We start from the raw sequence: 10,786 nt of genomic DNA on the forward strand, positions 1-10,786 counted from the left end.
GCGTCGGCAGCGCGCGCGCGCTCGCTCTTGCGCGCCGCGGCCTCGACGTAGGCGCGCACGGCGCCGCGCTGCGCGGGCGTGGTGATGCGCTCGACCAGCGGGTGCTCGGGTGCGAGCACCATGTAGGTCGCGCCGAACAGCGTGTCGGGCCGGGTCGTGTAGACCTCGATCGACTCCGTCGGGTCCGCTGATCGCGCGCCGCCCGCGCCCGCGTCCGCGAGCGGGAAGAACACGCGCGCGCCGAGCGAACGGCCGATCCAGTCGTGCTGCATCTTCACGATGTGCTCGGGCCAGTCGACGAGTGACAGGTCCTCGATCAGGCGGTCGGCGTAGGCGGTGATGCGCAGCATCCACTGCTTCAGCGGCACGCGAATCACCGGGTGACCGCCGATCTCGCTGCGCCCGTCGCGCACCTCTTCGTTCGCGAGCACCGTGCCGAGCTCGGGACACCAGTTGACCGGCGCCTCGGCCTCGTAGGCCAGGCCCAGCTCGAACAGCTTGCGGAAGATCCACTGGGTCCAGCGCACGTACTTGGGGTCGGTGGTGTCGAGCTCGCGGTCCCAGTCATACGAGAGACCGAGCGCCTGGAGCTGCTCGCGGTAGCGCGCCACGTTGCGCGCCGTGGTGACCGCCGGGTGCTGGCCCGTCTTCACCGCGTGCTGCTCGGCGGGCAGCCCGAACGCGTCCCAGCCCATGGGATGGAGCACGTTGAAGCCGCGCATGCGCTTGTAGCGCGCGTAGACGTCGGTCGCGACGTAGCCCTTGGGGTGACCGACGTGCAGGCCCTCGCCCGAGGGGTACGGGAACATGTCGAGCACGTAGAACTTCGGCCGCGCGGGATCGATCTCGCTCCGAAACGTCTTGCGCTCGAGCCAGAGGCGTTGCCACTTGGCTTCGAGCCGGCGCGGCTCGTACGGCATGCGGCGCAGAATAGCAGGCGTTGCGCGGCCCACCGGGGCTTTGCGCGACACTCGAGACCCTCTAGAGTGGCGCGAGCGACATGAGTGAACGCAAGCCGCAAACGAGCGACAGCAGCTGGCCCGCGCCGGAGCTGTCTGCGGAAGAGCTCGAGCGCAAGGCAGAGTTCCTCGCGCAGCGCGTGCGCGCGCCGATGCCGGCACAGACACGCACGGTGGCGGACCTGGTGCGCGCCTACTCGGGCATGAGCATCCAGGCGCGCAACCTGGGCGGATGCTACGAGGTGCTCGAGGGCATGCTGCGCGACCCTGATCGGCCGACCATCCTGCTCGGGCTCGCGGGGCCGCTGATCGCGGGCGGACTGCGCCAGGTGATTCGCGAGCTCGTCGAGTACAACCTGGTCGACGTGGTCGTGTCGACCGGCGCCATCCTCTACCAGGACATCTACCAGGCGCGCGGCTACGCGCACTATCGCGGCTCGCCGCAGGCCAACGACGCGGAGCTGCGCGAGCTGTACGTCGACCGCATCTACGACACCTACGTGGACGAGGTCGCGTTCGCCAAGACCGACACCTGGATCGGCCACGTGGCCGACTCACTCCCGCCCGGGGCTTACTCGAGCCGCCAGTTCATGGACGCGCTCGCCGACCGGCTCGACGACCCGCTGTCGATCGTGGCCACCTGCCGGCGCCACGGCGTGCCGATGTTCGTGCCCGCGCTGAACGACAGCTCGATCGGCATCGGACTCACCGAGCACCACCACCGCTCGGTCACCCAGGGCAAGCCCGGGCTCGTGATCAGCTCGATCCAGGACAACTACGAGCTGTGTCAGGTCGTGGCCCGCTCGGCCGTCACGGGCGCGTTCTACGTCGCGGGCGGCGTTCCGAAGAACTACATCAACGACGCGATCGTCACGAGCTACGTGTTCGGCCGGCCCGACCACGGCCACCGCTACGCGCTGCAAGTCACCACGGCGGTCACGGCCGACGGGGGTCTCTCGGGCTCGACGCTCGACGAGGCGGAGAGCTGGGGCAAGGTGAAGCACGGCGCCACGCGCGCCTTCGCCTGGGTGGAGCCGACCGTGTCACTGCCGCTGCTCGCGACCGCCGCGATCCAGGAAGAGCTGCACAAGGGCCGCACGCGGCTGCGCCTCGAATGGGACGGGCAGGTGCTGGCCGGCATGACGCAGGTCGAGGTCGGCTGACTTGTCGCTGCTCGTCGAGCCGTCCTGGCTCGAGCCGCGGCTGGCCGACCCGCACGTGCGCGTGATCGACGCGAGCTGGTATCTGCCCGCGCAGAAGCGCGACGGCGCTGCCGAGTACCGCGCTGCGCACATTCCGGGCGCGGTGTATCTCGACCTCTCGACCGACCTCGCCGACCCACGGGCGCGCCTGCGCAACACGGTGGACCGCCCGGAGCGTCTGGCGCGCACCTTCGCCGCGCGCGGCATCGGCACCGAGCACCACGTGGTGGTGTACGACCGGCTCGCGGGCTATTCGGCCGGCCGCGTCTGGTGGTGCCTGCGCTACGCGGGCCACCCGAACGCATCCCTGCTCGACGGCGGCTTCACGCGCTGGGTCGGCGAAGGGCGCGAGGTCACGCGCGAGCTTCCCAGCCACGGCACGGCCAGCTTCATCGCCGCACCGCGGCCGGAGCTCCTGGCCTCGCAGGCCGACGTGCTGCGCGCCCTGCAGAGCGGCGGCGCGCAGATCGTCGACGCCCGTTCGGCCGAGCGCTTCCGCGGCACCGGCGACGAGCACACGAAGCACAAGGGTCACATCCCCGGCTCGCGCTCCGTGCCCTACGAGCGGAACCTCGGCCCGAACGGCTTCCAGTCACTCGGCGACCTGCGCGAGGAGTACGAGCGCGCCGGCGTGCGCCTCGACCGCCCGATCGTCGCCACCTGCGGCTCGGGGGTCACCGCCAGCCTCGACGCCTTCGCGCTGGCCCTGCTCGGCGCGAAGCGGGTCGCGGTGTACGACGGCTCCTGGGCCGAGTGGGGCGACTCGGACGAGCTGCCGATCGCGACCGGGGACCCGAGCCCGTGACCCGATGATCCCCATCCGCGACACGATCCAGTCCCGCACGTTCCCCTTCGTGAACTACGCGTTCATCGGGCTGTGCGCCTTCGTGTTCTATCTCGAGATCACGGCCGGCGCGGACCTCGACGCGTTCGTGAACGACCACGCGCTGATCCCCGCCACGTTCGTGAAGATGGTCTCGAACCGCGGGCTGCGGCTCGACGAGCTGGCGCCCTTCTTCACTTCGATGTTCCTGCACGCGGGCTTCATGCACTTCGCGGGAAACATGCTGTTCCTCTGGGTGTTCGGGGACAACGTCGAGGACCGCATGGGGCACGTCGGGTACGCGCTGTTCTATCTCGCGGGTGGGGTGGCCGCCGGGGCGGCGCACGTGTTCGCGAACCCGCACTCCGTGATCCCCACGGTGGGCGCGAGCGGCGCGATCGCGGCGGTGATGGGCGCGTACATGCTGCTCTATCCGCAGTCGCGGGTCGAGTCACTCTTGATCATCTTCGTGTTCGTGCGCGTGATCTCGGTACCGGCGGTGGTGTGGCTCGGGCTGTGGTTCGTGTTCCAGCTGCTCTCCGGCAGCGCCGCGGGGCGCGGGGCCGACCAGGGCGGAGTCGCGTTCTTCGCGCACGTGGGCGGCTTCGTGTTCGGGGCCGCGGTGGTCCTGCTCCTGAACCTGCGGGCACCGCCCCGACGCCGATTGGTGTAGGGCCGTGCGCTGGCTGCGGGCGTGCGTGCTGGCGGGCGCGCTGTCGGCGTCTGCCTTCGATCCCGCGCTGCTGCACGCGCCGCACCGCGGACCCGACGGCCGTTTCTTCAACCCCTGGGCGCCGCAGCCGGTCAGCACCTGGGACGCCCTGCGCTGGCAGCTGTCGCGAAACGAGTTCGACAAGAGCCGGCCGCCGGTGATTCCGGTCGTGGCCAACGACGGCCGCTCGCTCGCCGAGCCGAATGCGCCCGCGGAGCTCACCTGGGTCGGCCACGCCACGTTCGCGATCCACGAGGGCGACGACGTGGTGCTCACGGACCCGCAGTGGAGCGAGCGGGCGCTCCTGCCCAAGCGCCGGGTGCCGCCCGGGATCCCGCTCGAGTCGGTGCCCGCCCGAGCGTTCGCGGTGATCTCGCACAACCACTACGACCACCTCGACGCCGACACGGTGGAGCGCCTGCCCGCCTCCGTGGGCTGGTACGTGCCGCTGGGCATGGCCGGCTTCTTCCGCGAGCGCGGGCGCGACGACGTGACCGAGCTCGACTGGTGGCAGAGCGCGAAGCGCGGCCGCTGGACGATCACCTGCCTGCCGTCGCAGCACTGGTCGCGCCGCATCGGCTACGCGCAAAACGAGACACTCTGGTGCGCCTGGCTGCTCGACTCCGGGGCGCACAAGTACTTCTTCGCGGGTGACACGGGCTACTTCGGCGGCTTCGCCGAGCTGGGCCGCGCGCTGGGGCCGATCGACGTGGCGCTGCTGCCGATCGGCGGCTACGAGCCGCGCTGGTTCATGCGCTCTCAGCACATGAACCCGGCAGAGGCGGTGCAGGCCTGGCGTGACCTGGGCGCACGCACCATGCTGGGCATGCACTGGGGCACGTTCGACCTCACGGACGAGCCGCTCGACGAGCCGCCGCGCGCGCTCGCGCGCGCGGTCGCGGCGGCAGGGGCGGACCCCGAGCGCGTGCGTGTGCTGGCGATCGGCGAGACATGGAGGCTACCAGAGAAGTGACTGGCGCGGTTCGTTGGGCAGACGTCGACACGCTGTTTCTCGACGCGGGCGGGACCTTGATCTCGATGGACTTCCCGCGCATCGCGCGCGAGCTCGCGGCGCTGGGCGCGCCCTGCGATGCGGCGGCGCTGGCGCGCGCGGAGGCGGCGGGCCGGCCCGCGGTCTCGCGCCTGTTGCAGAACGGCGGCTCGACCGAGGGCCGCGACACCTTCTCGTTCGCGGTCGAACGCGTGCTCGAGCGCGTGCTCGGCCGCGACACGCATGAGTGTCGGGCGCTGGTCGACCAGCTCGTGCCGCGCATCCGCGTGCCGAGGCGCTCGCTCGAGCTGTGGTGTCTGGTCTTGCCGGGCGTGCCGCAGGCGCTGGCGCGGCTGCGCGCGGCGGGTGTCCGGCTCGTGGTCGTGTCGAACGCGGACGGCACGGTGGAGGAGGGACTCACTCGTGTGGGCCTGCGCCCTCACTTGGACGCGGTCTTCGACTCCACCGTGGTGGGCTTCGAGAAGCCCGACCCGCGCATCTTCGCCGCCGCGCTCGACCACGCGCGCAGTGACCCCGCCCGGACACTGCACGTGGGAGACGTGTACGCTGCCGACGTGGTCGGGGCGCGCGCCGCGGGGCTGCCGGTGGTCCTGCTCGATCCGCACGGTGACTGGGGACCGGTCGACTGCGAGGTGGCGCGCGACGTGCCCGAGGTGGCGGACCGAATCCTGTCGGCAAGACGCTGAGGAGTATGCGATGACGATTCCGTTCTGGTGTGTGCTCGTGGCAGGGATCCTGCCCTACGTGTGGGTCACGATTGCGGCGGGCGAACGGCGCAAGCAGTTCGGCAAGGCGGACAACAAGCTGCCGCGCCTTCAGGAAGCTCAGCTCACCGGGCGCGGCGCGCGCGCGATGGGCGCGCACAACAACGCGTTCGAGACGTTCGGCTTCTTCGCAGCGGCGGTGCTGATCGCGCACATCGCCGGCGCCGACCCCGGCTGGTCGACGATCTTCGCGCTCGCCTACGTGGCCGCGCGCGTGCTGCACGGCTTCCTGTATCTCGCCGACATCGACCTGATGCGCAGCCTGACCTTCGGGGTCGGCCAGCTGTGCTCGATCGCGCTGTTCGTGCTGGCCGCGCGGGCCTAGGCCAGCTCGCCCTCGAGGTCGACGTCGCGCGCGCCCACGATGCGCGCGCGGACGAATTCGCCCGCGCGCGCGCCGCCGCGCAACAGCACCGTGCCGTCCACTTCGGGGGCCTGCGACCAGATGCGGCCCACTCCGCGGTCACGGCCGGCGGAGTCGACCAGCACGTCGAGCGTCTGCCCCACGTGCTGGGCGAGCTTCGCCCGCATGATCCCGCGCTGCAGCGCCATGAGCTCGCGGTGGCGCCTGCGAGACACCGCGGCGGGCACCTTCTCGTCGAGCGCCTGCGCCGAGGTCCCCTCCTCGTCCGAGTAGCGGAACACGCCGACCCGGTCGAAGCCGACCTCGCGCACGAGCTCGCACAGCTCGGCGAAATCGGCGTCGGTCTCGCCGGGGAAGCCGACGATGAAGGTGGTGCGCAGCGCGCAGCCGGGCACGCGCGCGCGCAGTGTCTCGACCAGCTTGCGCTGACGCGCAGCGGTGACTCCGCGCTTCATGGCGCGCAGGATCCGGTCACTCGCGTGCTGCAGCGGCACGTCGAAGTACGGCAGCACGCGGCGCGCGCCCGCGAAGGCGTCGATCACCTCGCCCGTCAGCGCGCTGGGGTAGAGGTAGAGGAAACGCACCCAGGCCAGAGACTCGACCTGGTCGAGCGCGTCGATCAGCTCTGCGATGCGCGGCCGGCCCTCGAGGTCCTTGGCCCAGGACAGGGTGTCCTGGGAGATCACGTTGATCTCCTTCACGCCCTGCTCGCCCAGCATGCGGGCCTCGGCCACGACCGACTCGAGCGTGCGGCTCTGGAAGCGCCCGCGGATGGCCGGGATCGCGCAGAATGCGCACACCCGGTCGCAGCCCTCGGCGATCTTGAGATAGGCCGAGTGAGTCGCGCCCAGCAACAGCCGCGGGCTGTGCTCGTCGTAGAGGTGCGTGCGGCCCGCGTCGACGTACACGCCGCGCGAGCGGCCGGCGCGGGCGTCGGCCAGGATCGCGGCGATGTTCTGGAACTGGCCCGTGCCCACGAAGGCATCGACCTCGGGCAGCTCCTTGGCCAGCTCGTGCCCGTAGCGCTGCGGGAGACAGCCCGCGACCACCAGCGCCTGCAGCCCGCCGCGCTCCTTCTCGCCGGCCAGCTCGAGGATCGCGTCGACCGACTCCTCGCGCGCGCTCGAGATGAACGAGCAGGTGTTCACGATCGCCACGTCGGCGTCGGACAGGTCCTGCGCGATCTCGACTCCGGCCAGCGCGAGCTGCCCGAGCATGACCTCGGAGTCGACCTGATTCTTGGCGCAGCCGAGCGTGCGGAAGTAGACGCGCGTCGGTGTAGGGGCGGCCGCCATGGGCGCGGAAGGTTAGCATGAGGTCCCGGGGGTAGAGACCGATGCTTCGCAGGCTCGCGGGGCCCTACGCCGCGGGGGCGCTGGCGGCGCTCATCACGTCGCTCATGCTGTGGATCGCGGTGCGCGCGAAGCTCGGCGCGCTGGTCGACGTTCAGCTCGGCAAGCTCTTTCCCGGCGGGCTCGATCCGCACTGGCTGGGCGAGCGCGTGCTGGAGGGCAGCGTGTTCGCGCTCGCGCTGCCGCTGGCCCGCTGGCGCGGACTCACTCCAGTGCGCGCGGGCCTGGCCGTGTCACTCCTGCCCAGCTTGCGCGAGCTCTTCCTGCAGCTCCCCAGCGCCGGCTACGGCATGCTGGGTGTGCAGCTCGGCGCGCTCACGCCGGTGGTAGTGCTGGCCGCGAACGCGCTCTGGGGCTGGCTGCTCGGCACGTTGGTGGTGCGGACGGGCGGCGCCGAGGGCGCCTCGTAGCTGCGTGTTACCCTCCGGCCATGCGGATCGGGGTGATCAGTGACACGCACGACAACGCGCGCAACGTCGCGCGCATCGTCGAGGTGCTGCGCGCGGCGCGCGTGGAGCGCGTGATCCACACCGGCGACATCACGCGCGGCTCGACGCTGCGCCTGCTGGGCGAGCTGGCGGTGCCGGTGTTCGGCGTGTTCGGCAACAACGACCACGACCGCGCGGAGCTGGCCGGGGTCGCGGCCGAGCTCGGCTTCGAGCTGGCCGAGCCTCCGCTCGAGCTGCGCTGGCACGGGCGCCGCATCACCGTCGTGCACGACCGCCGGGCCCACCCCGTCCTTGCGTCGAGCGACGTGCTCCTGCACGGCCACGATCACCGGCTGTGCCTGGAGCGGGTCGAGGGCACGCTCGTGTTCAACCCCGGCGAGTGCGCAGGTTGGCTCGAGGGGCGCAACGCCGTGGGGCTGCTCGACCTGGTGCGGCTCGAGGCCGAAGTGCTGCGGTTCTAGCGTGACTCGCGTGCTGCTCGAGATCGCGGACCGGATTCGCGCGCTCGCCAGCACCGGTCTGCATTTCACCGAGGGCCCGTTCGACCGCGAGCGCTATCAGGCGCTGCTCGAGCTGGCCGCGCAGCTTGCCGCGCACGGCACGGGCGAGGACGCGGCGGCGCTCGAGCGCGTGTTCCGCGCCAGCGACGACGGCTACGTGACTCCCAAGCTCGATGTGCGGCTGGCGCTGTTCCGCGGCGACCAGGTCTTGCTGGTGCGCGAGCGCATGGACGGGCGCTGGGCGCTGCCCGGCGGCTACGTCGACGTGGGCGACAGCCCGTCGGAGGCGGCGGTGCGCGAGGCCGCGGAAGAGGCGGGCGTGGACGCGCGCGTGGAGAGACTCGCGGGCGTGTTCGACACGCGGCTCCAGCCCGACTGCCCGCCGCACCTGTTCCACATCCACAAGCTCGTGTTCGTGGGCCGCCTGCTGGATCCCGCCGCCGAGCCGCGCGCGGGCAGTGAGGCCAGCGATGCGGGCTGGTTCGACGTGGCGCGCCTGCCCGAGCTCTCGCTCGGGCGCACGCTGCCGCTGCACGTGCGCGAGGCGCTCCGGGTCCACCGTGACCCCGGCGCTCTCCCCTATCTGGACTGACTCAGGACTCCCGGCGCCGCTGCAGCTCGAGATGGTACGCGTGCATCATGTCGCGGTAGTCGAGCATGCCGAGGATCCGGCCGCGCGGGGGGCCTTCGCCGTCGGAAGCCTCGACCACCGGAAGCTGGGGGTAGGCCGAGGAGCGGAACAGCTCGTGCGCGCGATACAGGTCGTCGTCGCGCAGCAGCGCGAGCGGCGGCCCCGCGAGGTCGCTCGCCACCACGATCCCATCGAGCTGCGGCTCGTCGAGCACCGGCCGGAGCTGCTCCGCCGTGACCAGGCCCGTGAGCGTGCCGTCCGTGTCGACCACCGGCAGCGTGCCTTGACTTGCACCGAGCAGCGCCGCGCGCACCTCCGCGAAGCGCGTCGAGGGCGCGACCGAGACCAGTGACTCGCTGGGCCGGTAGACGTCGCCGACCTTCATCTCTTCGAGCACGTTCACGGTGAGATCGGCGAGGTGCGCCGGCGAGGAGAAGCGGTCCTTCACCTGGTTCTCGTAGATCGAGCTGCCGCGCGCCAGCAGCATGGCGAGCACCGACACCAGCACGAGCGGCGCGAGCAGCGCGTAGCCGCCGCTCATCTCGGCCACCATCAGCATGGCGCCGATCGGCGCGGAGGCGACGCCGGCGAAGAAGCTCGCCATGCCGACCAGCACGAACGAGGCGGGATGCGGGAACAACGCCGGGGCGAGCGCCGCGCCCGTGTAACCCACGAGCGCCCCGAGCATGCCGCCGATGAAGAGTGTCGGGCCGAACACGCCCCCGCTCCCGCCGGATCCCACGGTGAGCGCGGTGGTCGCGATCTTGGCCGCCACGATCAAGGCCAGTGACTGGACGGCGACCTGGCCGTCCAGCGCGCGCTGCAGCCAGCCCCAGCCCGCGCCCCAGGCTTCGGGGACCGCCAGCCCGATCGCGCCCACGCACAGACCTCCGAGCATCGGCCGCAGCGGCCGGGGCAGACTGAGTCGCGCGAACACGCGGTGGCGCAGCAGGCGGAACAGCCCGATGTACGCGCGTCCGACCGGCGCCGAGAGCAGGGCCAGCAGCACATAGCCGGGCAGCTCGATCGGGCGGAAATGCGGAATGCCGTGGGTCGCGAAGATCCGGTGCGAGCCGAGCAGAAGCCCGAAGACGACGTAGGCAGTCACCGACGAGATGACTGCCGGCACGACCGCTTCGGACTCGAAGTCCTCGCGGTACACGACCTCGATCGCCGTGACCGCCGAGCCGAGCGGCGCGCGGAAGATCGCGCCGAGCCCGCCCGCAGTGCCCGCCAGCAGCAGGATGCGCCGGTCGCGCGCGCTGAGACCCAAGAGGCTCGCGAGCCCGGACCCGATGCCCGCGCCGACCTGGGCGACCGGGCCCTCCTTGCCCGCGCTCCCGCCGCTCGAGAGCGTGAGGATGGTGGCTGCGGCCTTCACCAGCGGCACGCGCGAGCGAATCACCCCGCGCGAGCGGTGGAACGCGCGGATCATCTCGTCGGTGCCCGTGCCCTCGGCTTCGGGCGCGAGCCAGGTCACGAGCAGCCCCGCGGCCAGCCCGCCCAAGCCAGGCAGCAGGAAGAACAGCCAACGGCGTGGCGGCCCGTCGGGCGTCGGGGCTTCGCCGAGCAGCGCGTCGCCCGGCGGCGGCGGCGGCGGCAACTCGCGCACCAGGGTCACCGTGGTGAAGCGCGTGGCGAGCTCGAGCGCCACGAAGAACGCCGACGCGGCGAGCCCGCAGCACAGACCGACGACGATCCCGAAGGCGACCCAGCGCGCGCGCAGGTGGGCCATGCGCGCGACCCACAGGCGCAGCCAGGCCATCACTCGAGTGTCTCCACTCTCACTCGCCGGGCCAGTCGTTCGTCCGGCAGTTCTTCGCGTCGATCGCGCTCACCACCCCACCTTGATCGCGGTGATTCCGCGCCGCGCGAAGCGCGCCTTGATCTCGCGCTTGAGCAGGTCGCCCAGCGGCAGCTCGGACAGCCGCACGTGGCCGTGGTCGTCGCGCTCGGCGTCCTCCATGCCCTCGAGGTCCGCGGGGTCGAGCAGCTCCGCGATGCCCTCCGCCAGAACC

General features: G+C 71.8%; 13 protein-coding genes. 9 read left to right on the forward strand and 4 right to left on the reverse strand.

Features of this window, described 5'->3' with window-relative positions; all coding sequences use genetic code 11:
- Positions 1-920 (reverse strand): class I tRNA ligase family protein (locus VMR86_11070; protein ID HTO07579.1); only part of this gene is annotated, 920 nt, incomplete at its 3' end.
- Positions 921-1,000: 80 nt separating this feature from the next.
- On the opposite strand from VMR86_11070, the gene VMR86_11075 reads away from it, so the two are divergent.
- The 6 genes from VMR86_11075 to VMR86_11100 are packed head-to-tail and all read left to right on the forward strand — an operon-like array spanning position 1,001 to position 5,797.
- On the forward strand, positions 1,001-2,122 hold the full coding sequence (locus VMR86_11075) for a deoxyhypusine synthase family protein (protein ID HTO07580.1): 1,122 nt from the start codon (positions 1,001-1,003) through the stop codon (positions 2,120-2,122).
- A 1-nt stretch (position 2,123) separates the two neighbouring features.
- The gene (locus VMR86_11080; protein ID HTO07581.1) at positions 2,124-2,966 is read left to right on the forward strand and encodes a sulfurtransferase; all 843 of its coding nucleotides are present in this window, start codon (positions 2,124-2,126) and stop codon (positions 2,964-2,966) included.
- Positions 2,967-2,970: 4 nt separating this feature from the next.
- Positions 2,971-3,657 carry a rhomboid family intramembrane serine protease gene (locus VMR86_11085; GenBank protein HTO07582.1) on the forward strand — a complete coding sequence of 229 codons (687 nt, stop codon included), beginning with the start codon at positions 2,971-2,973 and terminating at the stop codon, positions 3,655-3,657.
- Positions 3,658-3,661: 4 nt separating this feature from the next.
- Positions 3,662-4,669: an MBL fold metallo-hydrolase gene (locus tag VMR86_11090; GenBank protein HTO07583.1), complete on the forward strand. Its 1,008-nt coding sequence runs from the start codon at positions 3,662-3,664 to the stop codon at positions 4,667-4,669.
- On the forward strand, positions 4,666-5,394 hold the full coding sequence (locus VMR86_11095) for an HAD-IA family hydrolase (protein HTO07584.1): 729 nt from the start codon (positions 4,666-4,668) through the stop codon (positions 5,392-5,394). The genes VMR86_11090 and VMR86_11095 overlap by 4 nt, the downstream gene beginning before the upstream one ends.
- 10 nt (positions 5,395-5,404) lie before the next feature.
- Positions 5,405-5,797, forward strand: a complete 393-nt coding sequence (locus tag VMR86_11100; protein ID HTO07585.1) for an MAPEG family protein — start codon at positions 5,405-5,407, stop codon at positions 5,795-5,797.
- Here the strand turns inward: VMR86_11100 and rimO are convergent.
- A complete protein-coding gene (gene rimO / locus VMR86_11105; GenBank protein HTO07586.1) occupies positions 5,794-7,131 on the reverse strand; it encodes a 30S ribosomal protein S12 methylthiotransferase RimO in 1,338 nt (445 codons plus the stop codon). The two genes, VMR86_11100 and rimO, sit on opposite strands and share 4 nt — an antisense overlap.
- 41 nt (positions 7,132-7,172) lie before the next feature.
- Between rimO and VMR86_11110 the strand changes: the two genes are divergently transcribed.
- Genes VMR86_11110 through VMR86_11120 form a run of 3 tightly spaced genes read left to right on the forward strand, consistent with a single transcriptional unit; the run spans position 7,173 to position 8,729 of the window.
- Positions 7,173-7,598 carry a hypothetical protein gene (locus VMR86_11110; GenBank protein ID HTO07587.1) on the forward strand — a complete coding sequence of 142 codons (426 nt, stop codon included), beginning with the start codon at positions 7,173-7,175 and terminating at the stop codon, positions 7,596-7,598.
- A gap of 20 nt (positions 7,599-7,618) precedes the next feature.
- Positions 7,619-8,098 carry a YfcE family phosphodiesterase gene (locus VMR86_11115; protein ID HTO07588.1) on the forward strand — a complete coding sequence of 160 codons (480 nt, stop codon included), beginning with the start codon at positions 7,619-7,621 and terminating at the stop codon, positions 8,096-8,098.
- Position 8,099: 1 nt separating this feature from the next.
- The gene (locus tag VMR86_11120; protein HTO07589.1) at positions 8,100-8,729 is read left to right on the forward strand and encodes an NUDIX hydrolase N-terminal domain-containing protein; all 630 of its coding nucleotides are present in this window, start codon (positions 8,100-8,102) and stop codon (positions 8,727-8,729) included.
- Between the two features lies 1 nt (position 8,730).
- Here the strand turns inward: VMR86_11120 and VMR86_11125 are convergent, their stop codons facing one another.
- Both VMR86_11125 and VMR86_11130 read right to left on the reverse strand, forming a co-directional pair.
- The gene (locus VMR86_11125; protein ID HTO07590.1) at positions 8,731-10,533 is read right to left on the reverse strand and encodes a chloride channel protein; all 1,803 of its coding nucleotides are present in this window, start codon (positions 10,531-10,533) and stop codon (positions 8,731-8,733) included.
- Positions 10,534-10,602: 69 nt separating this feature from the next.
- A partial coding sequence (locus VMR86_11130) for a 6-phosphofructokinase (protein ID HTO07591.1) occupies positions 10,603-10,786 on the reverse strand: 184 nt, incomplete at its 5' end.

The organism is Myxococcota bacterium, from assembly GCA_035498015.1.
Classification (GTDB): domain Bacteria; phylum Myxococcota_A; class UBA9160; order SZUA-336; family SZUA-336; genus VGRW01.

What these genes read in the sequence shown, in the direction of transcription:
- VMR86_11075 (HTO07580.1), top strand. Translation starts at nt 1,001, where the DNA reads ATGAGTGAACGCAAGCCGCAAACGAGCGACAGCAGCTGGCCCGCGCCG.
- VMR86_11085 (HTO07582.1), top strand. Translation starts at nt 2,971, where the DNA reads ATGATCCCCATCCGCGACACGATCCAGTCCCGCACGTTCCCCTTCGTG.
- VMR86_11100 (HTO07585.1), top strand. Translation starts at nt 5,405, where the DNA reads ATGACGATTCCGTTCTGGTGTGTGCTCGTGGCAGGGATCCTGCCCTAC.
- rimO (HTO07586.1), bottom strand. Translation starts at nt 7,131, where the DNA reads ATGGCGGCCGCCCCTACACCGACGCGCGTCTACTTCCGCACGCTCGGC.
- VMR86_11110 (HTO07587.1), top strand. Translation starts at nt 7,173, where the DNA reads ATGCTTCGCAGGCTCGCGGGGCCCTACGCCGCGGGGGCGCTGGCGGCG.
- VMR86_11115 (HTO07588.1), top strand. Translation starts at nt 7,619, where the DNA reads ATGCGGATCGGGGTGATCAGTGACACGCACGACAACGCGCGCAACGTC.
- VMR86_11125 (HTO07590.1), bottom strand. Translation starts at nt 10,533, where the DNA reads ATGGCCTGGCTGCGCCTGTGGGTCGCGCGCATGGCCCACCTGCGCGCG.